At 51.6% G+C, this 23579-nt stretch carries 26 protein-coding genes; 20 read left to right on the forward strand and 6 right to left on the reverse strand.

Features of this window, described 5'->3' with window-relative positions; translation table 11 throughout:
- Positions 1 to 12: 12 nt before the first annotated feature.
- From BMY11_RS01980 to BMY11_RS02015, 8 genes are all read left to right on the forward strand, one after another.
- Complete coding sequence (locus BMY11_RS01980; protein WP_090572788.1) at positions 13 to 441, forward strand: RbsD/FucU family protein; 429 nt, start codon at positions 13 to 15, stop codon at positions 439 to 441.
- Positions 442 to 553: 112 nt separating this feature from the next.
- A complete protein-coding gene (locus BMY11_RS01985) occupies positions 554 to 1705 on the forward strand; it encodes a GerAB/ArcD/ProY family transporter (RefSeq protein WP_090572789.1) in 1152 nt (383 codons plus the stop codon).
- Positions 1647 to 3080 carry a spore germination protein gene (locus tag BMY11_RS01990; RefSeq protein ID WP_090572790.1) on the forward strand — a complete coding sequence of 478 codons (1434 nt, stop codon included), beginning with the start codon at positions 1647 to 1649 and terminating at the stop codon, positions 3078 to 3080. Before BMY11_RS01985 ends, BMY11_RS01990 begins: the two co-directional genes overlap by 59 nt.
- Complete coding sequence (locus BMY11_RS01995) at positions 3035 to 4237, forward strand: Ger(x)C family spore germination protein (RefSeq protein WP_090572791.1); 1203 nt, start codon at positions 3035 to 3037, stop codon at positions 4235 to 4237. Before BMY11_RS01990 ends, BMY11_RS01995 begins: the two co-directional genes overlap by 46 nt.
- Positions 4238 to 4404: 167 nt before the next feature.
- Complete coding sequence (locus BMY11_RS02000; RefSeq protein WP_090572792.1) at positions 4405 to 6591, forward strand: alpha-galactosidase; 2187 nt, start codon at positions 4405 to 4407, stop codon at positions 6589 to 6591.
- 95 nt (positions 6592 to 6686) lie between these two features.
- Entirely contained in the window at positions 6687 to 7079 is a 393-nt protein-coding gene (locus BMY11_RS02005) for a phage holin family protein (RefSeq protein ID WP_090572793.1), read from the forward strand.
- 160 nt (positions 7080 to 7239) lie between these two features.
- Complete coding sequence (locus BMY11_RS02010; protein ID WP_256217318.1) at positions 7240 to 7611, forward strand: YhjD family protein; 372 nt, start codon at positions 7240 to 7242, stop codon at positions 7609 to 7611.
- Positions 7612 to 7737: 126 nt separating this feature from the next.
- Positions 7738 to 8121: a cupredoxin domain-containing protein gene (locus BMY11_RS02015; protein WP_090572794.1), complete on the forward strand. Its 384-nt coding sequence runs from the start codon at positions 7738 to 7740 to the stop codon at positions 8119 to 8121.
- A 49-nt stretch (positions 8122 to 8170) separates the two neighbouring features.
- Here BMY11_RS02015 and BMY11_RS02020 read toward each other — a convergent pair whose 3' ends face one another.
- Entirely contained in the window at positions 8171 to 8428 is a 258-nt protein-coding gene (locus BMY11_RS02020; RefSeq protein WP_090572795.1) for a hypothetical protein, read from the reverse strand.
- Between the two features lie 110 nt (positions 8429 to 8538).
- Between BMY11_RS02020 and BMY11_RS02025 the strand changes: the two genes are divergently transcribed.
- From BMY11_RS02025 to BMY11_RS02045, 5 genes are all read left to right on the forward strand, one after another.
- Entirely contained in the window at positions 8539 to 8826 is a 288-nt protein-coding gene (locus BMY11_RS02025) for a Dabb family protein (RefSeq protein ID WP_090572796.1), read from the forward strand.
- 154 nt (positions 8827 to 8980) lie between these two features.
- Positions 8981 to 9406 carry a DUF86 domain-containing protein gene (locus BMY11_RS02030; RefSeq protein WP_090572797.1) on the forward strand — a complete coding sequence of 142 codons (426 nt, stop codon included), beginning with the start codon at positions 8981 to 8983 and terminating at the stop codon, positions 9404 to 9406.
- Positions 9407 to 9494: 88 nt separating this feature from the next.
- The gene (locus tag BMY11_RS02035; RefSeq protein WP_090572798.1) at positions 9495 to 10172 is read left to right on the forward strand and encodes a helix-turn-helix transcriptional regulator; all 678 of its coding nucleotides are present in this window, start codon (positions 9495 to 9497) and stop codon (positions 10170 to 10172) included.
- Positions 10173 to 10466: 294 nt separating this feature from the next.
- Positions 10467 to 10952 carry a DUF948 domain-containing protein gene (locus tag BMY11_RS02040; RefSeq protein WP_090572799.1) on the forward strand — a complete coding sequence of 162 codons (486 nt, stop codon included), beginning with the start codon at positions 10467 to 10469 and terminating at the stop codon, positions 10950 to 10952.
- A 19-nt stretch (positions 10953 to 10971) separates the two neighbouring features.
- Positions 10972 to 11394 carry a YtxH domain-containing protein gene (locus BMY11_RS02045; RefSeq protein WP_090572800.1) on the forward strand — a complete coding sequence of 141 codons (423 nt, stop codon included), beginning with the start codon at positions 10972 to 10974 and terminating at the stop codon, positions 11392 to 11394.
- 230 nt (positions 11395 to 11624) lie between these two features.
- On the opposite strand, the gene BMY11_RS02050 is transcribed toward BMY11_RS02045, so the two are convergent.
- The 3 genes from BMY11_RS02050 to BMY11_RS02060 form a co-directional block, all read right to left on the reverse strand.
- Complete coding sequence (locus tag BMY11_RS02050; RefSeq protein WP_256217319.1) at positions 11625 to 13199, reverse strand: MDR family MFS transporter; 1575 nt, start codon at positions 13197 to 13199, stop codon at positions 11625 to 11627.
- Positions 13200 to 13276: 77 nt separating this feature from the next.
- On the reverse strand, positions 13277 to 13735 hold the full coding sequence (locus BMY11_RS02055) for a MarR family winged helix-turn-helix transcriptional regulator (protein ID WP_090572802.1): 459 nt from the start codon (positions 13733 to 13735) through the stop codon (positions 13277 to 13279).
- A gap of 154 nt (positions 13736 to 13889) precedes the next feature.
- Positions 13890 to 14774 (reverse strand): AraC family transcriptional regulator, encoded by an 885-nt coding sequence (locus BMY11_RS02060; protein ID WP_090572803.1) that lies wholly within the window; start codon positions 14772 to 14774, stop codon positions 13890 to 13892.
- A gap of 182 nt (positions 14775 to 14956) precedes the next feature.
- Here BMY11_RS02060 and BMY11_RS02065 point away from each other — a divergent pair, with 182 nt between their 5' ends.
- The 7 genes from BMY11_RS02065 to BMY11_RS02095 all read left to right on the forward strand — a co-directional run bounded on the left by BMY11_RS02065 (position 14957) and on the right by BMY11_RS02095 (position 20238).
- On the forward strand, positions 14957 to 16258 hold the full coding sequence (locus BMY11_RS02065) for an alpha-glucosidase/alpha-galactosidase (RefSeq protein ID WP_090572804.1): 1302 nt from the start codon (positions 14957 to 14959) through the stop codon (positions 16256 to 16258).
- Positions 16259 to 16484: 226 nt separating this feature from the next.
- Positions 16485 to 17294: a glutamate racemase gene (racE, locus tag BMY11_RS02070; RefSeq protein ID WP_090573491.1), complete on the forward strand. Its 810-nt coding sequence runs from the start codon at positions 16485 to 16487 to the stop codon at positions 17292 to 17294.
- Positions 17295 to 17432: 138 nt separating this feature from the next.
- Complete coding sequence (locus BMY11_RS02075; RefSeq protein WP_090572805.1) at positions 17433 to 18638, forward strand: M14 family metallopeptidase; 1206 nt, start codon at positions 17433 to 17435, stop codon at positions 18636 to 18638.
- A 40-nt stretch (positions 18639 to 18678) separates the two neighbouring features.
- Complete coding sequence (locus BMY11_RS02080) at positions 18679 to 18918, forward strand: hypothetical protein (RefSeq protein WP_090572806.1); 240 nt, start codon at positions 18679 to 18681, stop codon at positions 18916 to 18918.
- Positions 18919 to 19037: 119 nt separating this feature from the next.
- Positions 19038 to 19340 carry a heme biosynthesis protein HemY gene (locus tag BMY11_RS02085; protein WP_090572807.1) on the forward strand — a complete coding sequence of 101 codons (303 nt, stop codon included), beginning with the start codon at positions 19038 to 19040 and terminating at the stop codon, positions 19338 to 19340.
- 25 nt (positions 19341 to 19365) lie between these two features.
- Entirely contained in the window at positions 19366 to 19590 is a 225-nt protein-coding gene (locus BMY11_RS02090; protein WP_090572808.1) for a YuzB family protein, read from the forward strand.
- A 132-nt stretch (positions 19591 to 19722) separates the two neighbouring features.
- Entirely contained in the window at positions 19723 to 20238 is a 516-nt protein-coding gene (locus BMY11_RS02095) for a hypothetical protein (RefSeq protein WP_143069198.1), read from the forward strand.
- A 114-nt stretch (positions 20239 to 20352) separates the two neighbouring features.
- Here BMY11_RS02095 and BMY11_RS02100 read toward each other — a convergent pair whose 3' ends face one another.
- Complete coding sequence (locus BMY11_RS02100; RefSeq protein WP_090572810.1) at positions 20353 to 22362, reverse strand: LTA synthase family protein; 2010 nt, start codon at positions 22360 to 22362, stop codon at positions 20353 to 20355.
- Between the two features lie 28 nt (positions 22363 to 22390).
- Entirely contained in the window at positions 22391 to 23539 is a 1149-nt protein-coding gene (locus tag BMY11_RS02105; RefSeq protein WP_090572811.1) for a THUMP domain-containing class I SAM-dependent RNA methyltransferase, read from the reverse strand.
- Between the last annotated feature and the right edge of the window lie 40 nt (positions 23540 to 23579).

Genomic DNA, 23579 nt, shown 5'->3' on the forward strand with positions numbered 1-23579 from the left:
AGGATTTCCACGATGCTTAATGGTATTCCTAAAGTGCTGTCACCGGATTTGCTCAAAATCTTAATGGAGATGGGCCACGGTGACGAAATCGTCATTGCGGACTCGAACTTCCCGGCTGCAAGCCATGCACAGCGGCTCATTCGCTGTGACGGGCATGAGATTCCGGCGCTGCTTGAAGCGATTCTCCAGCTGATGCCGCTCGATCAATATGTCGACAAGCCGGCTGCGCTTATGCAGGTCGTGCCTGGCGATACCGTTGCGACGCCGGTGTGGGACGTTTATGGTAGCATCATTCAGGAGCGTGCAAGCTTGGAGTCGCCGTTCGAAATGGTAGAGCGGTTCGCCTTCTACGAGCGGGCTCGCAATGCGTATGCAATTATCGCAACGAGCGAAACGGAGCGGTATGCGAATTTAATTCTCAAAAAAGGCTGTGTCCTCTAACGGCAGCCGTTTCAACCGGTCTCTTCGAGCTTATCGCTCGAACGGGGCCGGTTTTTTTATGTCTTTTTTGGTAAAACTATGCCGAAATGGAAAGGGGGATCAATAAGCTTCGATGAATGGAAAATCGCTTGAGCTCGGGTTCTGGCCGGTCTTTATGATGCTAACCCTCTCTGTTGGTCTGTCCTCGCATGTATTGGTCCTTCCGACGGTGCTGGAGGTGAGCGGCAGGGATTCGTGGATGTGCGGCCTTATTGCTTTTGCCATCCTCCTTCCCTGGTCGATCATCTTCATCACCGGGACGATGAAACGAACGAAGCAAGTCAACATACGGAAGTGGCTACGTACAAGGGTATCTCCGTTTGGTGCTTGGCTTATTATTTTGCCAGTTATTATCGTTCTTCTGCACTCGAGCTTTCAAACCTTCGTCGAAACGGTCAGTTGGTCAGCATCAACTTATCTTCCGGATACACCGCTGCTCGTCATCATGTTCAGCTTGTTGACGCTCGTCGGATTTGCGGCATATAGCGGGCTGAGGGCGATCGCTTATATGTCCTGTTTGCTGCTGCCCACTGTTGTCATCCTGGGCGATTTCGTTATGAGTGCGAACATGCCTTACAAGAACTATAGCCTGCTGCTTCCGATGCTCGAGGGCGGATTGGGGCCGCCTATGCACGGTACAGTCTATGCAATCAGCTGCATGATGGAGCTATCGGCACTTTTATTTATCCAGCATCATTTGCGTGGCCGCATCAAGCACTGGCAAATCGCCCTCCAGCTTGCTTTCATCGCTCTGCTGATGCTCGGTCCGTCCATTGGGGCTCTCACCGAGTTTGGGCCAGCTGAGGCCGATAAGCTGCTCTATCCGGCGTTTGCGCAGTGGAGGCTCGTAACGATTGGCAAATATATCGAGCACGTGGACTTTTTTGCCATCTATCAATGGCTCTCCGGTGCTTTTGTACGAATCTCATTCGGTATCGTGCTCGCCATCGAGCTGCTTCAGCTTCGCAAGCCGCTCACCAAAGGGATGTTCGTTGCCGGAATATGTTTGGTTTATATGATCGCTGCGCTCTTTCTTCTCGCATCGGTGAGCGCTCCCGAAGCCATTATTCAATACGCGTTTGTAGTTGAGATCTGTGTCATAGTCTGCGTTACAACACTGATTTGGCTGTTATCATTTAAAGGCGTTCCGAAGGAGGGTGGTGCGGATGAGAATTCGAAGCCAAAAAAATCCGCCGAAGCATCAGGAGCATCCAATAACCTTTGAATGGGTGCTTGATGCTGTGCAGCATTGTGGTGACGTTGAAGTTCACAAGCTGTCATACGATCGTGAAGGGACAGCAGATCGCGAGCACATCTCAGTACTGTATTGCAGCAGTATGGTTGACACGCAGTTATTGCAGAATTTGCTGCGGCCGGACGGTCTTGGTGTTCGCATCGACCCGGAGCAAAGTCCGTTTATCCAAGGCTTAGATCCCGGCAGCGAAGGGAAAGAACTATTCAATCAACTGTTCGCTGGCTACCTCATTGTGTGGAAGCCGGAGGATGGGCAATTCTACGCGATGGATTGTGCGCAGCCGCCTGGGCGGACGACGGAAGAATCAACGCTGGAGCTGTCCATTAAGGGGCCCCGTGACGGGTTCGTAGAAGAAATTGATACGAATTTGGCGCTGATCCGGAAGCGGCTGCGCTCACCGAAAATGCATGCCGAATGGTTTACAATCGGTACGGAATCGCAGACGAGGCTATGCTTGCTCTCTATGGATGGCATTATATCGCCGGCTACGCTTGAGGAGGCAAGACACAGGATTCGCGGCATCAATATCGCGGTGCTCCATGGGGCTGGAGAGCTTGAAGAAATCATCTCTGATAAATCGATTGTTCTGGTTCCGCTGATTGATTATATCGGCCGGCCAGATGCTGTCATCCAATGCATCATGAACGGCAGATTTGCCATTCTCGTAGACGGCTCGCCTGCCGCCTTAATCGCGCCAGTCAATGTCTCTCTGCTCGTCAAATCCCCGGAGGATGCCTATCAGCCGTTCTATTTTGTCATCTTTGAACGGACGCTTCGCCTGATTAGTTTCTTGTTGTCCGGTATTCTTCCGGGCTTCTGGCTTGGTTTGCTTGCTTTCAATAATGACCAGATTCCGTTTGCTCTGCTTGCGACAGTGACGATGTCCAGAATTGGGCTGCCGTTCAGTCCGCAGATGGAGCTGATTCTCATGATGATTATGTTTGAGATCTTCCGCGAAGCCGGCGTGCGCTTGCCTCGTGCAGTCGGTCAGACGGTAACCGTGGTCGGCGGTTTGATTGTAGGCGATGCAGCCATCCGCGCGGGGTTAACATCGCCAACGATGCTGGTTATTACGGCTGTGACGGCTGTGTCTACTTTTACGCTCGTGAACCAGTCCCTCAATGGCTCCGTTACCGTCATTCGGTTCTATATGATGATCGCCGCCTCATTCCTTGGGCTGTTCGGCTTCTTTATCTCCCTATTCTCCGTCATGCTGTACTTCTGCACACTGGAGTCGTTCGGCATGCCTTTCATGAAGCCGCTAGCTCCATTTGAGTTCAAAAAGATGATTACCGCGGTATGGCAGCTGCCGTGGAAATACCGAGTGAAACGGAACCTACCATGATGGCTTACAGACGCTCGCTATTACTATTGCTGCTTCTGACGCTAGTACTGCCAAGCGTCTTAGTCGGCTGCAAAGGGCGAATGGATACAAGCGATCTCAGCGCACAAGCGTTCGTGAAGGCGATGGGCATCGACTATAAGAAAGGGCAATATGTCGTTACAGTTCAATTAATGGACTTCTCCGCGATCGCGAAGACGGAAAGCCCCAAATCGCAGAAACCTTCTGTCTGGATCGGCATCGGACACGGCAAAAGCATTAGCGAGGCTAACAAGCAAATTGCGGTGACGACGCAGAGCACGCTTAATTTTGACCAACTGAACGTTGTCATTGTGAGAGAGCCTGCTATGGAAAAAATGGCTCAAATTCTCGATGCAGTTAACCGGGTACGTGTGACCAGGTACACTTCATGGATCTATGGAACGCGCAGTGAACTGAGCGATATCTTCACGGCAAGCGCCTTCTTCGAACTGTCGCAAATATACAGCTATATCTACAACCCGCTTACGCTCGAGCAGCAGAGCAGCAGCGTGCCTCCTATGACGATGCAGAAATTCGTCGCAGCCTTCAATGAGAAGGCCGTTACCGCGCTGCTGCCAAGCGTTGGGGTCTCGAGCAAAGTGTGGCACGAGAATAAGCGGCCGATTACTGTGCAGGAGCTGGATGGCGTATTTGCCTTCAAGCTAAAGCGCAAGCCGGTCTATTTGCCGTTGAAGCAGGTGGTCGGCGTGCGTTTTGCGAAAAACCCGCTCTACCGCGCACAATACACGGTGCAAGCAGGCGAGAATAAGGATGTGGCTGTCGTCGGGATCACGTACGCGAAGGTGAAAAAGAAGGTATTGAAACAGGCTAAGGGAGGGCCGAAGTTTGTGCTGCATGTGAAGGCATACGGCGACTTGACCGAAATCAGCGGATCGATGATGGTAGGAGAAATTGAAAGCAAGGCGCGCCAGCTCATAAAGGACGAAATTAAGCTCGCCTATACCTCGGGCATCCGTAAGCATGCGGATTTATTTAACTTGGAAGAAGTGATGTACAGGTATCATTTGGGGCAGTGGAAGAAATTCGCGCGCAGCGGCGACTGGCTTCCAGGCGAGGAGGATCTGCAAGTGGAAATATCGTTTAGTATCCGGAGAGCGGGCGTGTTCGAAATGCAGTAGTGGTGCTACATTACATTGCAGAGCCTACATTTCTCCATATGATGGCGTCATGCATCCATATTGATCGAATTAGAATCCCCCTATACTTGGAGACGACAAGTGAATTTGAGCGGTTTTTAGCGCGCTTCAAATAGAGTCGTTTTGTCCATAAGGAGGATACATTAAGGATGTCAATTACATTCAATGCCGAAAGCGGTATGTTCCATCTGCAAACACGAAACATGAGTTATATTTTTCAAGTGCTGCATGGCTATCCAGCTCACTTGTATTGGGGTCGCCAAATTAGCGAGCCTAATCCAGCGCGTTTGCTGCAGCGCATCGAACGCGCTTCTTTCTGTCCGACTCCGATTCCGGAGGACCGGACGATCTCCCTGGATACATTGCCGCAGGAATATCCGGGCTACGGCTCTGGCGACCTGCGTTCACCGGCATATGCGGTTCAGCTACCGAATGGTACGACAGTAACGGAGTTGCTCTACGAATCGCATACGATCATGCAAGGGAAGCCTGAGCTGGAGGGGCTGCCAGCCGTTTATACGGAACAGGATTCCGAGGCGCAGACGCTTATTATTACATTGGCGGACAAGCTTGCCAGCCTTACGGTCGAGCTGTCCTATACGATATTTGAAGCTTACGATGCGGTCATTCGTTCTGCGCGCATTAAGAACGACAGCACTGGCGTTATGCAGCTGACGCGCGCGCTCACCGCAAGCGTGGATCTGCCGCATGACCGCTTCGATATGCTGCAGCTGTCCGGTGCGTGGGTACGCGAGCGATATGTCCATAAGCGTCCGTTGACGCCGGGCTTGCAGGCAATTGAGAGCCGGCGCGGCTCCAGCAGCCATATGAATAATCCGTTCTTTGCGCTATTGTCCGAAGGCTCAACGGAGGATTACGGCGATGTGTACGGCTTCAGTCTCGTTTACAGCGGCAGCTTCTCGGCTGGTGTTGAAGTGGATCAGTTCCACACTTCACGCGCGTTTATAGGCATCAATCCGTTCGACTTCTCGTGGCGCCTTGAAGCAGGCGAGTCGTTCCAGACGCCGGAAGCGGTTATGGTCTTCTCGGGCAGCGGTCTCGGCACGATGTCGCAGACATTCCATGAGCTGTACCGGACACGCCTGTGCCGCGGCGCCTTCCGCGATGCGGTTCGGCCGATTCTCGTAAACAACTGGGAAGCGACGTACTTTAACTTCAACGCGGACAAAATTGAAGCGATTGCTGCAACTGCCAGCGAGCTCGGCATTGAGATGTTCGTGCTTGACGACGGCTGGTTCGGCCGCCGAGACAGCGACAACTGCTCGCTAGGCGATTGGGTCGTCGACGCGAAGAAGCTGCCTCGCGGCCTTGAAGATTTGGCGGAGCGGGTGCGCAGCCACGGGCTGGAGTTCGGCTTATGGTTCGAGCCGGAGATGGTGTCGCCGGACAGCGATCTGTATCGCGCGAATCCGGACTGGTGCTTGCACGTGCCTGATCGCCGCCGTTCGGAAGGCAGGAAGCAGCTCATTCTCGATCTCTCCCGTGCGGATGTGCAGAACTATATCATCGAAGCTGTGAGCGCAGTGCTGCGCAGCGCGCCGATTACGTATGTAAAGTGGGACATGAACCGCAACATGTCGGAGATCGGCTCGGCTTTATTGCCACCGGAACGGCAGCGGGAAACGGCGCACCGCTACATGATTGGCCTCTATCATGTGCTGGAGCAGATTACGTCTGCGTTCCCGCATGTGTTGTTTGAGAGCTGCTCAGGCGGCGGAGGCCGATTCGACCCTGGCATGCTCTACTACATGCCGCAGACGTGGACGAGCGACAACTCCGATGCGGTTAGTCGGCTGCGTATCCAGTACGGCACGAGCATCGTCTATCCGATTAGCACGATGGGCGCGCATGTATCCGCCGTGCCGAATCACCAGGTTGGACGCAATACGCCGCTTAAGACACGCGGCGATGTCGCGATGTCCGGCAACTTCGGCTATGAGCTGGACTTGACGGTATTCAGCGAAGCCGAGAAAGAAGAAGTGATGCGCCAGGTAGCGCTTGTGAAAGAAGTACGCGAGCTTGTGCAGTATGGCACATTCTACCGGCTGCTCAGCCCGTTCGAAGGCAATGAAACGGCATGGATGTTCGTCTCCAAGGATCAGCGCGAGGCACTCGTCGTACACGTTACCGTGCTGAGCGAGCCCAATCCGCCGCTTAGCCGCTTGAAGCTGAAGGGACTTAGCAGCGATCTGCGCTATGAGTGGGTTGGCACAGGCGAAGTTGTCGGCGGCGATGAGCTGATGCATGCCGGCGTCGTGAAGCCGCTGCCGCACGGCGATTACTTTAGCTCGGTTTTCCGGTTCAACGCGAAGTAAGCCTATCTTGTACGATCTTGTACATGTGAAGGGACAACCTGCATTTCTCCCGCATATGATGTATAGCAATTGCATCAGGAAGGGAGGTAACGATCGTGCCACACACCATCGTTTGCAGTATTACCGCTGTGCTCGGGTCGCTGCTCACGTTCTCCTTTGGTATGTGGCCGGAATCATTGACATTACTCATTGTGGCAATGGGCGTAGATTACGCTACCGGCGTTACAGCCGCGGTTAAGGAGAAGGGATTAAACAGCGAGGCTGGTTCATGGGGATTAGCGAAGAAAGGCATTATGCTGCTCGTTATTTTGCTTGCCCACCGGATCGACATTATGCTTGAGCTTAATAATATTGCAATGGGCGGAGCCATTTATTTTTATTTAGCGAACGAGCTTATCTCTATTACGGAGAACTTAGGTCGCATCGGTATTCCTCTGCCGGATCGTCTTAGACAGATTATTGAGGTATTGAAAGATAAGAGTAAATGAACGTATAGCTCTCTTCATTTGAGGTCATCCTTTTTAGGATGGCCGTTTTTCTTGTCCTCCATATGTGCGCCTTGGCAGCTGCTTGCATCTCGAAGCCGGCACTGCTATAATGAGAACAAATGTTCTTATTGTTTAGGGGCTTGGAGGGGTTACATTGGCTGTGGAGATGAATCAAGCATCGCCGCCCGTTCAAATCGGCAAGGAACTGGAGCTTGTGAAGCGATATGTGCTGCTTGGCGTCGTAAGTCAAATTCTTGATCATGACATTCGTATCGTGGGAGCAACGGCAACGAAGCTGCCGCGTCTGTACGAGTCGATGATGCGTGGTCTTCAGGATCGAGTGCTGCTGGAGTTGGCGTCGATACGCAGACAGTTTCGAGCGTGCAGCATCCACCTGTATCAGGAGAAGCGCACGACAGAGGGGCTGACGGCGTCATACAGCTGCATGGGCTATCAGCATCACTTTTCAATGCCGTGGACGTTTGTGAAAGCGGAGGCTGAGCGTCTGCTTCGGACATATTTGACGAAGTAGGGCGTTCATCGTTTTGTCAAAAAGGTGAAAAAAGTTTATTTGTTGACACAGTTTAAGGTTGAGAAGAACGGACGATCTTATGTAATATAAGGAGTAGACATTTGATGAAAAGGGGAGCAAGAAGCAATGCATAAGTGGATTATGTTCATCGTTTTCGCAGCAGCTTCGATTTTAGGCGTTGTTTTGCTGACGACAGAGCTTCCGGGCAAGCCGGTAGACGAGGCAGCATCTTTGCCGCCAGGCGTTACTCTCATGAAGGTAGAAGCATCCTCAGACTTCGTATTTGACCAAAAAGAATACAAAGTAAAGACAGGCGATAAAGTGAAGCTGAAGCTCATCAACAAGAGCGGCGTTCACGGCCTGGCAATTCCGGATCTCGGTATTGATCTTCAAGGCGACAAGATGGAGCAAGAAGTTACGTTCGATAAGCCAGGCAAGTATGAGATGCACTGTGCCGTTATGTGCGGAACAGGTCATGCGGATATGAAAGCCGTTCTGATAGTTGAATAAAGAGTAAAAGGAGCCCAAATTGCGGCTCCTTTTTTTGCAGGCTCACCTGCTAGTCGTATGAACGGCGTTTTCCTTTTGTTCGGGCAATTGTCCAGTCACAGATATAACCAAGAAGAGCGTAACTGGCAATCGTCAGGACGTACATGAAATAGACATTCACATTATGAATGTCCATAATCATGTCCGCGAACCAGGCAGGCACGCTGAACATGAAGAAGACGAAATTATGCGGATCGTATCCTGTGGAGTTATAGAGGCATAACAGGAAGCCGATCAGCGAGGCTACAATAGTAACCGGATATCGCATACTCTGCACACACCTTTGCTGGAAGATTGCCGAATGACGGCACCTTGAGTTATTATGTGACAAAAGGATGTTTCTCAATCCACTACATTGACGAGGGAGCGGTTCGCATTATGATTACGCATATCGTATTGTTCAAGTTAAAGGATGGCAGCCCGGAGAGCGTTGCACGCACCGTTCAAGTGCTGAAGAATATGGAAGGCAAGATTGATGAGCTGCTCTCGATCGAAGTAGGCACTGACGTGCTGCATTCAGAGCGTTCGTACCATATTGCTCTCATTACAAAATTTGAATCGATGGAAACACTCGCGGCTTACCAGGTACACCCTGTACATAAAGAGGTTATCGCGCATATGACTGAAGTTCGTGAAGCTTCTGCGAGCGTAGACTTCGAATCGTAGTAAAGGACGGCTTAAACAATGGGTGACGTATTTGAAATGATGACTTATCTGATGGTCGTTATTATTAGTGCGATCGTGATGGTCTTGTGGCTTAAGCGCAAAGCACGTAAAAATAAAACGAAACGGTCATAAGCAGAACAGGAGATTTAGCAGGATGTACTATGTGAATCGTGAACAGTTGAATGTGCGCTTGCATGTCATACCAGAAGTTGTTGCAGCACTGGAATTGCTGCAGCAAAGCTGGGATGGCAGCTTGCTGCAAGGGCTTGCCCAGGAGCGGGCGCTCCATCTGGCAATCGAGGCGGTTACCGATATCGGCAGCTACCTGATTGACGGCTTCATTATGCGGGATGCGAGCAGCTACGAGGATATTATTACGATCATTGCTGGCGAGGGCGTATTCCCGGCGGAGCTGCAGGAGACCTTGCTTGAGCTGGTTCGCTTGCGCAAGCCGCTCGTACAGGATTATTTCGAGTGGACAAGAGGCGAGTGGCATCCGCTAGCGGCTGAGCTGCCTAATACGCTGACGGAGTTCAAAGCGGCGGTGGAGTCGTATTTGGTGCAGGAGCTGGGGGAGTAGTCAGAACCTATGCTCTTGTCGATTTACGAAACGGTGAAAATGCGTTACATTTGCGATAGGGTTTGGAACGATTAAGGTGGTGATTGGAATGGAACAGGATGGGACGCCGTTTTCGCAGAAGGAGCAGGCATTCCGGCAGGAAGGCTCGACACGGCAGACTGTGCTTTTCTTGCTGAAGACGAACGGGCAAATGAATGCAGGCGAGCTAGCCAAGCAGCTGCAAATTACGGAAATGGCCGTGCGGCGCCATTTGAGTACGCTCGAGCGTGACGGACTCATAACGCCGACCGTTGTCCGTCAGGCAATGGGCAGACCGACGCATATGTTCAGTCTGACTGAGCAAGCCGAGCTCTTGTTCCCGAAGAACTACCACGTACTTGCACTTGATTTTCTGGAAGAACTGGAGGACGATCCGGAGACGGCACTTATCGTTGACCGGTTGTTTGAAGGCCGTAAACGGAAGCTCATTGACCGGTACGCGCACCGGATGGAAGGCAAGACACTGGAGCAGAAAGTAACGGAGCTTGCGGTGATTCAGAACGACGGCGGCTACATGGTGCAGGTCGAGACGAATGAAGGCGGCATTGTGCTGCACGAGTACAACTGTCCGATTGCCCAGGTGGCAAACCGTTATCAGCAAGCTTGCGGCTGCGAGCTGGCCTTGTTCCAGCAGCTGCTCGGCACAGACGTGGAACGGACGGAGTGCTTGGCCAAAGGCGGCGGCAAGTGTAGCTATCGGATTGGTAAGGTGGGGGCTGTCCTTTAGGACAGTCCTTTTTGCTTAGGGGAAAAACCAATATCGCTCCGCAGACCGCTCCGCTTTGGTTTTCCACCAAAGCAAACCGAAGGACAATACCGAAAGATCAGCCCCTTGTGGGGTGGCAGATAGACTGTCCTTGGTGTTCCTCAAGGTCAGCGATATTTGGAGTGGGCTAGTGCCATAAGGGCATTAGCCTATTTATTTTTCGCAATCGGAGTGTCAAGCCAAGCCCATACTGGGTATTATGTCAGTAAGAAAATGGGCATTTGCCCTGGGGGCTTACGTGAAGGAGGTGCCACGATGGAGACGATTTGGCTTGAGGCGATTGCGGTGGCGGCGTTCGTTGCGCTTGTCGCAGGCATTTTACTCTGGCTGCGCTCGGCGGACCGGAAGCTGGCGAAGCTGCTTATGGCGGCTGAGGCGATGGAACGCCATGCGGCTGTTGCCAAAGAGCAAGTGTGCGAGCTGCTTGATCCGATGACAGCGACGATGCGTAATGTGCAGAAGCAGCTGGAAGGTGTGTCCCGGCTTACGGATGCGACGCGCCGCATTGGCGATTCGGCCAGCCAGCTGTCCTTGACCGTGAGCCGGCTAACCGCTGAGTTGAATGACACGGTGGAGCGGCATGCTGCGAAATCCGGCGATAAGCTGAGGCACCAAATTACGGATGCAATGGACTGGGCAGAGGTTGGTTACGCGGTGTGGCAATTATGGCAAACGAAGCGAAAAGATAACCGCGCCTCTGCATGCTCAGGTCATGACCTAGGGCAGGATACTACTATCTAACACAAAGGAGCGTATTCAAATGGCAAAAAAAAGTGGAGCAAAAAGTTTCGTATATGGCGCGATTGCAGGCGGCGTAATCGGTTCCGTAACAGCACTGCTGTTTGCACCAAAGCCTGGACGCGAGCTGCGTAAGGACATCGCTGACGGCACGCAGGTGGTATCTGAGCATACAGTACGCATCGCTTCCCAAGTAGGCGAGAGCACAACGAAGATTGCGAAGCAAGTAGGCGACGGAGTTACGACGGCAGCTTCGAAAGCGAAAGATACAGCAAGTCAATTGATCGACAACGTACGCAGCTGGCGTTCCGGCAGCGACGACCTTGGTGTAGTCGACGCTGTAGAAGACGCAGGCGAGCTAGTGCAAGAAGCAGCTGAATCCGTGCAAGACAAAGCAGAAGAAATCGTGTCCGAACGTATCGAAGAACTGCAAACAATCGGCTAATTGATTGGTTCAAAAGCAGCAAAAATGGCTTCGCCGCTTCAGTAGCGGCGAAGCCATTTTTAATGTCTCATTTGGTATAAAGGATGGAACGAATTCGTTCTCACTAAGCTCGGAACATCAGCCTGAAATGTCATGCTGCCTCAGCATAATAATGATTGACTTATTTTCACATTTTATCTCACACACAAAAAAAAGCCCCACCGCTCAGCGGCGAAGCCTTCTTAATGAAATTAATGCGAACTAGCCGTCTGCGCGGCTGCTTCCTTCTTCTCTTCTTTGGAGCGCTGCGTCAGCTTTACTTTGCCAATCAGGAGCGCCAGCAGGGCACCTACAACGATGAACACGAGCGCATATAAGAAGACGCTGTGCAAGGAGTCAACGAGGGTTGATTTCAGCACGGGAACCATCGTCTCGATTGCTTCCTTCGGCAGCTGCTTAAGCGCATCCGGATTAAGCAGTGTATTGTATAAGCCATGCGGATCGGTATGAATCAGATCGAGAATTTTTGTTTTGAAATCTGCCATTTGGTCCGGCATCTTCGTAATAATCGGCGTCAGCTTCGTATCAAGCTCGCTGCCTGACACATGGTTCATAATGGCGCCAAGGATCGTAATGCCGAACGTACCGCCGATGGAGCGGAAGAATTGGGCGGAGGATGTAACGACGCCAAGCTCTTCGCGTTTGAAGCTCTCCTGCAGCACCAGAGTCAGCAACGGCATAACGAGGCCAATACCAAAGCCCATAATAACCATGTAGGAAGAAGCGCCAAGCCGCGTTGTGTTCTCGCTCATTGTTGAAAGCAAGTAGAAGCTGACTGCTGCGATGAGCATGCCAATCACCATCTGGCGACGGGGTCCAATCTTATAAACGATTTGACCGCCGATAATACTTGCAAGGATAAGCGCGATCATCATCGGCATCATGACGGTGCCTGATGCGGTAGCGCTTGTGCCCATAATGCCTTGCATGAACAGCGGAACGAATACTACAGCGCCGAACATGCCAAGGCTGAGGAAGAAGCCGACGCCGTTAACGGTCGAGAAGATTCGATTCTTAAACAAATGGACGGGCAAGATCGGTTCGCTTGTTCGGCTCTCAATCCGGACGAACGCGAATAAAGAAACGATTGCCAGGACGAACAAGCCGATAATCTGCCAGGAATCCCAAGCATAATCTTTGCCGCCGAAAGATAATGCAAGCAGTAAGCTGACGACACCGACGATCATCGTAACGATACCAGCATAGTCAATCTTAGGTTTGCCGACCGCACGATGCTTAGGAAGGCCCCGGATAATAAAGACGAGGGCGATTATGCCGACAGGCAAGTTAATGTAGAACACCCAGTTCCATGTCCAGTTGTCGACGATGAATCCGCCGATTTGTGGACCGATAACGGAAGAGAGACCGAAGATGCCGCCGAATATTCCTTGCCACTTCGCGCGCTGCTTTCCGGTGAACAAGTCTCCGATAATAATCATCGCCATTGGCATCATGACGCCGCCGCCGATTCCTTGAATGCCGCGGTAAATGATTAGCTGTTCCATTGAAGTGGAAATACCGCAAAGCGCAGAGCCGATGATAAAAATAATAATGCCCGTTACATAAATGAGCTTGCGCCCAAACATATCGGCAAGCTTGCCTGCAATCGGAACGACGGTTGTCGAGGTAAGCATGTAAGCTGTCGTTACCCAAGTCAGCAGGCTAAGTCCGCCGAGCTCGCCGATAATTTTTGGCATGGCCGTACCGACAATGGTGTTGTCAAGCGCGGCGAACAGCATTGCAATGATTAAACCTGTGATGAGCATGCCGCGATGCTTGAATGCTGCTTGAGATTGCTGTACTTCCTGAGATGAAGCAACAGCAGATTGTTCTGTCATCGAAATCACCCCTTGTATGGATTCTGACTGATGTGGTCGTTTAACTTCACAGCTGCGGCAGCGATATACTCAAAGGATTGCACGAAGCGTTCGATTTCATTCTCGCCAAGCTGTTGAAGAAGCTGGTCGAGAACGCTCGTATAATTCGTTCGCATCTTCGCGAGCGCTTCTGTTCCTTTGTCCGTCAGCTGTAGAAGCGTGACTCTGCGGTCATTCGCATCCGGCATGCGCGAGACGAAGCCGTTCTGAACAAGCCGGTCGAGCATAACCGTGATCGCGCTTGGCTTCACTTCCATCTGATCGGCAAGGATTGAGGCAGTAGCGCGCTTCTCGTCGGCAATTAGCTTCAATAAGTAGCACTGCGGACCCGTCAAGCCGTTCAAGCTGTGGCTTACCATTGCGCCGATCTTCCGGTTCGTTGTCGTGATTGCTTTCTGGAACCGTTCGGCATAGCTGCTGGTCATTAGACGACACTCCTTTCGCCAATAATAGTTTCACTATTTAATAGTTAAACAATTTAACTAAATAATAAAAAAGAACAGCTCTCCTGTCAAGAGCCTCTGATGGGAGTTAGCTGCTTTTATTCTGCCCATGTTCAATAGAAAAGCAGAGCGGGACTTATTGGCTGCGTACCTGCTGCCGATATTCGGAAGGCGAGAGGCCGAATGTTTTGCGGAATTGCTTGGAGAAGTAGAGCGCGTCCGAGTAGCCAACAGAGGAAGCGACTTGGTCGATGGACAGATGAATCTCACCATTTAACAGCTCTTTGGCCCGCTCCATCCGCACCTTCAGCAGAAATTGCATCGGGGAAATGCCTGTCACCTGCTTGAACATTTTGGATAAGTGTGTCCGGTGGTAGCCGAGGCTGCGAGCGAGATCTTCAATGGAAATTTGCTGTGCATATTGGTATGAAAGCCAGCGCACGGCTTGCTTGATTTGCCGTTCAATATCCGGGATGATCGCAAGCGTGTTGAACGCAAGCTTGCCGGCGTTATGCTGCCCGAGCTCCTTCAGAAAAACACGAAGCAGACCTTCAGCCTCCAAATCTGCAAGCTCGGGAAAAGGGGTCTGTTCAAACGTGCTGCGGATCTTGCGGTACAGCGATACAAGCGAACGGATGTCCTCTGCGTGAACGATTGGATTCGCTACTGTAATGCCTAGGCTCAGCAGCAAATGCTCAGAGATATGGCCTTTGAAGGCGACCCACATATAATGCCAAGGGTCGGCCTCGTCAGGGATATAGGTAAACAGCTCGTCCGGAAAAATAACGAATATATCTCCCTTTGCACATATAAAACGCTGTCCGCTGATCTCGAACATGCCGCGGCCCGAAACAACCGTGTGAACCAGATAATAGTTATGTACGGCGGGACCGTTCGTGAGTCCAGGCATCGGCTTGCCTTCGCCTGCAAACATAACCGACAACTCGCCCTGAGCAGGCTGCGTATTGTTGACGACGGAAAACTTGAAGTGGTCGGACGTACGTGCATTGATTTTGCCCATAGCAGGGGAGGCCTCACTTTCAACAACATTTTGCTACAAGTAGTGTAGTTTAAAAAACTACAAATGTACATATAAAACACGCATTATATCCTACTCAAACCGTTCATTCATGCCGTATAGTTAGGAATAGAGGAAGACATTAATCCGCTTACATTTATGAACATTATTTGGGGAGGCACATCATGCCGAAAATTACGTTTATTGGTGCAGGAAGCACAGTTTTTGCGAAGAATGTACTGGGGGATGTATTACATACACCTGCCCTTCAAGGGTTTGAGATTGCTCTGTTCGATATTAACCCAGAGCGGCTCGCCGATTCCGCGAGCATGCTCAATCATATTAAGAACACATGCGGCAGCACATCGACGATCAAGGCGTATTCTGACCGTAAAGAAGCGCTTCGCGGTGCCAAATATGTAGTCAACGCCATCCAAGTTGGCGGATACGACCCTTGTACGATTACGGACTTTGAAATTCCGAAGAAGTATGGCCTTCGCCAAACAATTGCAGATACGGTTGGTATCGGCGGTATTTTCCGTAACCTGCGCACCATTCCGGTCATGCTTGATTTTGCCAAAGATATGCAAGAGGTTTGTCCAGAGGCCCTGTTCCTGAACTATACGAACCCGATGGCGGTTCTGACGAACGTCATGAATACGTACGGCGGCATCCAAACTGTCGGCCTTTGCCACAGCGTTCAAGCATGCGTATCTGATCTGTTCAGAGACCTCGGTATGGATAAGACGGGCGTTCAATCCAAAATCGCCGGTATCAACCATATGGCGTGGCTGCTTGAAGTTAACGATGCTTCAGGCGTGGACTTGTACCCAGAAATCAAACGCCGTGCGCGTGAGAAGCAGAAAGAAAAGCACCATGATATGGTCCGTTACGAGATGATGCTGAACTTCGGCTACTACATTACAGAATCGTCTGAGCATAATGCCGAGTACCACCCGTACTTCATCAAACGCAACTATCCGGAGCTGATCGAGCGCTTCAACATTCCGCTGGATGAATATCCGCGCCGCTGCATCGAGCAAATCGGCAACTGGAAGAAGCTGAAGGAAGAACTGGTCAGCAATCCAGAGCTGCAGCATAAACGTACGCATGAGTATGCATCGTATATTTTCGAAGCGATTGAAACGAACGTTCCATTCAAAATCGGCGGCAATGTGATGAATACCGGCCTGATCACGAATCTTCCGAAAGAAGCTTGCGTTGAGGTGTCCTGCCTCGTTGACCGCAGCGGCGTAACGCCGACATTCGTAGGTGATCTGCCGCCGCAATGTGCTGCGCTGAACCGTACGAACATCAATACGCAGCTGCTGACTATCGAAGCGGCAATTACTGGCAAGCGCGAGCATATCTATCATGCTGCGATGCTTGATCCTCACACAGGCGCTGAGCTGTCGATGGACGATATCAAAGCAATGTGTGACGACTTGATCGAAGCGCATGGCGACTGGCTGCCAGCTTACAAATAAGCGATGAACTTAAAAACCGTCCGAGCTTGCCGTGCTGCCTCCTGCAGTACTGCCGGCTAGGGCGGTTTTTTATTTTTGGTGGAAGTCGTGAGCGAGAATCCGCTCCTGCCTTGAAGCGGCGTTGTTGAACCTTGTCCTATTTTGCGCTAAGATCTAGGTACCTTTTCTGAAGAGTATTCATATTCTATTGAAGTCCTGCCAAAACGTTCAAGAAAGCGGTGTGTCTGTGCAACAACCGATCGCAATTTTGGATTCTGGCGTAGGCGGTTTAACAGTCGTCAAGGAAGTTATGCGCCAGCTTCCCCGGGAAAAAATCATCTATTTCGGCGATACTGCACGTACTCCGTACGGTCCACGGCCCGCTGAAGAAGTGACTCGGTTTACAAGGCAAATCGTTGAGTATTTGATCCAATACCGTCCCAAAATGATAGTCATTGCCTGCAATACAGCTACAGCCGTCGCGCTCGAGGATATTCGCTCCCGCGTTGCCATTCCGGTCGTCGGCGTCATTCATCCAGGTGCCCGCGCGGCGAACAGCCGGACACAGACGGGGTTCGTCGGCGTCATCGGCACGGATGGAACGGTTCGAAGCGGCGCTTACGAGCAAGCGCTCAAGCAATTATCCCCTTCCACACAAGTGTTTAGCCTCGCATGTCCGCGGTTCGTACCGCTCGTCGAGCAAGGCAATTTCCGTTCCAAGGAAACGTACGATGTCGTGGAATCTTCCTTGCAGCCGCTGAAGGAGCGCGCTATTGACACGCTTATTCTCGGTTGTACGCATTATCCGTTTCTCTCGGAGACGATCGCAAGTGTGATGGGCAAGGATGTCGCGCTCATCAGCTCGGCGGATGAGACAGCCAGAGAGATCAGCACGATATTGCATGATCGCAACCGATTGACGAGAGATGGAGAGCTGCCTGTACATCAATTCTTCTGCAGCGGAGATCCTCGGATGTTTCGAATGATCGCCCAGGAATGGCTGGGAGAGCAGATCGAGCTTACACCTGTCGTCTGGCAGGTGCCGAAGATCGTATAACGTTTAACGCGAGCGTAAGCCCGAGAAGAAAGCCGTCGTTCTTGTCCCCCGGATGAGAGCGGCGGCTCTTTTGCGTGAATAGGAGTGTCATGCTACGAGCACACGCGGCATAAGCATGTGACTAGAAAGGGTGATCACATGCTTCCCTATATTGTTCAAAAGGGTGACACAGTGCTGCGCATTGCCCGCACTTATAATGTGAATGCCGCTTCTCTGCTGGCGGCGAACCCCGGCATTGCGGCGGATGAACCGTTAGTGCCGGGGCTGCTGCTGCAAGTACCGGCTCAGCATTATTTTACGTATCGGGTACAGTCAGGTGATACGCTGCTGCGTATTGCCGCCCGGTTCGCAGTGACGACTTATGCGCTGAAGGCGGCGAACCGCCCGCTGGATCTGAAGCAGCTTCATGAAGGGCAGCTCCTCACTATACCAAATACAGGCAGCTCCCGGATTGTCGATGCTAGGGCAGAATATGGCCAGCGGGAGCTGATGAATAACATCGAATCGCTCCTCGAGGCTTACCCTTTCTTGCAGAGCTATACAATAGGCCATAGTGTGATGGGCAAGCCGATTGCTGCGCTTCGTCTCGGGGACGGGCCGGTGAAGGTGCATATGAATGCAGGCATGCATGCGAATGAATGGATTACGGCGCCGCTGCTTATGACGTTCATCGAGGATATGGCGAAGGCTGCGGCTGCAGGCGAGAAGCTGTGCGGCGTCGAGGCGAGGACGCTGCTCCGGCGCGTATCGTTATGGGCTGTCCCGCTCGTTAATCCCGATGGCGCAGAGCTCGTGCAGGAGGGGCTTCCGCGAGAGCATCCTTACTATAACGAGCTGCTTCAGTGGAATAACGGCTCGCCGCGTTTTCATAAATGGAAGGCGAATGTGCGCGGCGTTGATCTGAACGATCAGTTCCCGGCCTTCTGGGAGCAGGAAGAAGAGCGCCGTGATGTGCCGGGGCCAGGGCCGCGTGATTATACAGGCGAGAAGCCTTTGTCGGAGCCGGAGGCGCAGGCGATCCATGCGCTGACGCAGGAGCAGCAGTTCGATCTCGTTGTGGCGCTGCATACGCAGGGGCAGGAAATCTATTGGAACTATCGCGGCTACGAGCCTACGGAAGCGGAAGCGATTGCGCATAAGCTTGGCAAAGCGAGTGGCTATAAGCCGATCAAGCTGACCGGCAGTGACGCCGGTTATAAGGATTGGTTCATTTTGCAATACCGCAGGCCTGGCTTTACGATTGAAGTCGGCTATGGCGTGAATCCGCTCCCTGTTGGTGCGTTCCCAGGTCTGTACGACGAGGTGCGTCCGCTCCTGATCGCTGCGTTGGAGGCAGCCCTCTAGCTTGTGCTATAATGAGCGCAAGTAGAAGGAGGGCTGCAACATGCGCAAGCTGCTTTCGCTTCGCCACTGGCGGGCGGTGTTTGTCCGGATTTTCCGTTTGCTCGGTGCAAAGGAAGTCCGGCTGATAGACAAGCTTCTCTATGTCGTTCCTGTGTTTCTGTATTGGGTGCTGCCTGATGTCATGCCGTTCATGCCGATTGACGACATTGCGGTGACGATGATTGCGGCGGAGTGGTATACCCGTTATATGGAGCGCAAATATAGCGAGCATTTGAAATAACAAGGCGATAGCGGTTGAACAATGCGCCGCGTTTCTTTACAATAGAGAGATCAGGGTCAGACGAATCGTGCCGGGAGTAGGCTTCCCAACGGCAGCAACTATAAGGAGATGAATGGACAATGAATTGCAAAATTACACGTAATGCCGCGAAGGCGCTTCGCGAAGAAATCGATAAGCCAGAGAACGAAGGCAAATTGCTGCGCGTTTTTATTACGCATTCGCACGGCGACCATGCCCACTACGGCATGCAAATGGACGAGCCTACAGAGAAAGACGAAGTCGTCGAGACGGACAAGGACATTACAGTCATTTTGGAGAAGGGCGTGGAACTGCTGGACGGCGTCAGAATTGACTACTTCTTTGTGCCACAAGAAGGCTTCATGATTTCTAACCCGACCAAAGGCAATCACGGCGACCATTAATTTGTAAACGGTTAGGGAGAGAATCATGGCTAACGATATTCGCATCTGCGACAAATGCAAACACATCAACGTGAAGAAAATGGTGCCGAAGCTGGAACAGATGGCGCCGGACACGGAGATTAAAGTTGCGTGCAAGTCTTACTGCGGCCCGTGCTCGCGGTTCGCTTTCGTTTTCATCAACGGGCGATACATTACAGCGACGACTGAGGACGAAGCGATTGAGAAAGCAAGTAAATATGTGAAGAAATAAGAGCAGAGGGGCTAACCTGCCAGATCATTCGAGGGAATGACGGTGGTGTTAGTCTCTTTTTTTTGTTGATTAATAGGAACAAGTGTTCTATAATGAGGATAAATATTCCATTAATGAATTTGGGGGATTCGTGTGGTGACCAATCAGGCGGAGCTAGTGACTCATGATAATCGGAAGGTTTATCCAGAGGTATACCAATTGAAACCGGGGCCAGTACAAATATTACAGCTTCCGGAGCTGCAGTATATTACACAAGCAACGAGCACTGTCTTTAATATGGACTACGCTTCCCAGCCGGAACCACTCGATGAGAGATGGGTCATTGCAAAAGTTGTTAACCAGATCAAGCGGATCACGAAGGAAAGATTGGCTTATAAATTCAAGCTGATGCCGCCTGAAATTGTTTGGCATAGCGAAGGGCGAGATGGCAAATATAATGTCACCTTAAAGATGCAAGTGCCAAGCTGCGTCACGGAAGCCATGTTCGAGGAGGCGCGTGCGTGCGTACGCAAAAACCTACGTGGTATCGCCGTCCCGGAGACTTCGTTTATTCGGTCAGAGTCTATGCTATGCGCACAGCGGCTTTATGTCGGACATTATCGGGATACAGAGGGTACTTTAAGGGAGATTGTAGACTTTGTGAAATAGCGTGGTTACAGGGTGAGAGGGGATCGGACCGAAATTTATTTGACCCCCTCTATGGCCCAGCATTATCCCCCTGAAACGTGGCAGACGATTGTTCGAGTTGAAATGGAGAAGTAGCTAGTGCAGCTTAGGCACGAGGTTATATTCGACGACAAGATCTGAAGCGTCCAACTCCTTGCGTGCTTCCACAGCGCCGGTGTGGCAGAAGCTCTGATCGGTTAGCTGCGCTTTCTTTGTTCCGGTAGCTCCGGTGCCTGCGATGGAGTAGCATTTGCTGTGCTCTGGCAGGCCGTCTTCAGCGGGCAGATAGAGTACACTGCCATTTGTGTACGCGCCGCTGCGGAACACGATTCTTTTGCTTGCTTGCGGCGACGCAGCTGTAATGAGCGGCGTGCCAATCATCACTTTATAAGCGCTTGTGATTCCAAGCAGATGCAGAATCGTTGGTGTAACATCGAGTTGCCCGCCCGGCTGTTCATACGTTCCCGCATGTGCATCGTCAGGCAAGTGCACGATAAAAGGTACTCCTTTGAGGATGCGGAAGCGCTCGGTTTCATCTAGCGATTGGCCGAGGAAAGACTCGAAAGGCTGCCAATCCGCGATGGAATTATCGTGATCTCCGTAGAAGAGGAAGATGGATTTATCCCATAGTCCCGCTTGCTTCAATGATTCAATCATCGACCCTAGCGCTGCATCTACATAATGAACGGCCTCGAGATAATCGCCGAACATCGTCCCTTTGAACTGCTTTGTATCGAGCTGTTGCGCGCTTTGCGGCAGCTTGTAAGGGTGATGGCTCGATAGTGAGATCAGAAACGAGTAGAAGGGCTGCTTCTCTTGCTGCATTTTTGCTATCGACTGCTGGAAGAAGGACTTATCTCCTAGTGACCAGCCGATAGGCTCGTCCATGGTGAAATCTTTCTTGCTGTAGAACTTGTCGTAGCCTAGCTGGTCGTACATCATGTTCCGGTTCCAGAAGCCCCCGTCGTATGCATGGAAAGCAGCTGTCGTGTATCCGTTATCCTTGAGTGTTTGCGGCATGCTGTCGAACTGATGCTGTGCATACCGGATAAATACCGATCCAGTTGGCAGCGGCTGCAGCGATACGTTAGCCGCCAAATCGGCATCGGACGTTCGTCCTTGCGCGGTTTGATGGTAGAAATTTGGATAATATAGCGACGACTCCAGCAGCTTATTCATGTTTGGCGTTACCGGCACACCGCCGATCGAACGGTTGATGACGAAGTTCTGGAACGCCTCAAGCTGGAGCATGATGACATTCATGCCCTTGTATTTGCCGAACATGGCGTCAGATGATTCGAGCTGCTTGCGCATTTCACCTTGAGTTTGGAACCACTGCTTAGCTACGGTTTGCTGCTCTGCAGTTACTTTGCTGTCATGCAGCCAATGCTCATTCGCATAACGGTATAGATCGTAACCGTGAAATCCAAGAACGCCAGTTACGTTATACAGCGATAGATTCCACCAGTTTCCCGTGAACAGATCGGCTGCCCACGTTTGTTTAGCCTTGTGGACAGGGGCGTAAATGAGAGTGAAGCCGATCGCGAAGATGATGATCGAAGCGGTGAGTCTTCGAAGTGCAATGGGCATGCGTCGCGGTTTGTGAAATGACAGTTCTGCCGTGCGGGTGTTACGGATTCTGCGTGCTCGTATCACGGTGTAGATGAAGAGCGGCAGAAGCAGCAGCCAGTCGGCGAAGAACCATAAGTCTTTCCCGCTAAGCAGTGAGCCGATACTCTCCCCAAGTGCACCGACTTGCCCGGCTTGCATAAGTACAGGGACCGTAATCAAGTCTTGGAAGTAACGGAAATAGATCAGGTCTGCGTACACGATCGCGGTCAGAAGGATATCGAGTACGATTAGAGCGATGAGTTGTCCGCGTGCTGGCAGCCATAACGTCCAGAAGGAGATGACGATCAGTGTTCCGGCGGCAGTCATCCAGTCATCGCGAACCATTGCCATGTTCGGCACATGAATGATGCGGTCGAATAAGCTCAGCTTCAAGAGCATCAAGGTGATGAACAGAATGAAGTCAAGCCTTTGAAGCAGCGTAATGAGAAAAAACGGCGCCTGCTGGCGCCGTGAATAGTCGAATGGTACAGCCATGTCTCATGAAATCCTTTCTGCCAAGCCGTTATTCCGATTTGTTAAGTGGAGGTAGTGGGCCAAAGAACTGATAAAAAGCACATTCGATACGACCGTTGAACAGCTTGCGTTTCTTGTCTGCTTTACGTCCAATCGTGTCCTCGAATGTACGAGATTGCGTTAACGCGAACATTGACCATGTCGGTAAGTAAAGTGCACTTAACCCGAGCTGGCGAATTGCTTTCTCCGCATCGTCTTCATCTCCGAGACGCGAACCATACGGCGGATTGGTAATGATACAGCCGTAGTCGCCTTCTGGCTTAATACGCGAAACCGCCATTTGCTGCAGCTTAATATCTTTGGCGAATCCGGCTTTTTTCACAGCGGCTGCTGCGATTTCAAGCGCTTGCGGATCGATGTCGGAGCCAGTAATTTGCAGTGGAATATCATCCTTCACCGAGTCAAAAGCTTCCTCGCGAGCTCGTTCCCACAGCTCTTCCGGCACTATCGGCCAGCCCTCGCTATTGAACGTACGGCGCAGTCCAGGCGCGATATTCCAGGCAATCATCGCCGCTTCAATTGGAATGGTGCCAGATCCGCAGAAGGGGTCATAGAGCGGACGCTCTGGACGCCATCTGCTCAATAGTACCATAGCAGCTGCCATCGTTTCTTTAAGCGGTGCTTCTGTTACGAGCTTACGGTAGCCGCGTTTATGCAGTCCTGGTCCGGTCGTATCGAGTGTCAGCATGGCGATATCATTCAGCAGCCATACTTCAATGACGAAACGCATACCATTGTCCTCGTGGAACCATTCCGTTCCGTAGACGGACTTCATTTTCTCAACGACGGCTTTCTTCACGATGCTTTGGCACGCAGGCACGCTCGACAGCTGGGACTTATGGGAGCGTCCTTCTACCGGGAATTCCGCGTCTTCGGGAATCCAATCCGGCCAGTTGACAGCCTTGGTTCCTTCGAACAATTCTTCAAAAGTGGTGGCAGGAAATTCCGCCATCTTAATAAGCACGCGATCCGATGTGCGCAGCCACAGATTAGCACGGCAAATATCTTCAGGACCGCCAGTGAAAATAACGCGCCCGTTCTCTACTTTCTGATCGGTATAGCCAAGATCTTTTAATTCGCGTGCGACGACCGCTTCAAGCCCCATAGGGGCTGTCGCGATCAGCTGCAGTTTGTCCATTATGTCTCACTCCGCCTTCACGAGTTCCGGTTGTATCCGG

Origin of the sequence: Paenibacillus sp. OV219 (genome assembly GCF_900110075.1) — a bacterium.
GTDB lineage: Bacteria > Bacillota > Bacilli > Paenibacillales > Paenibacillaceae > Paenibacillus_Z.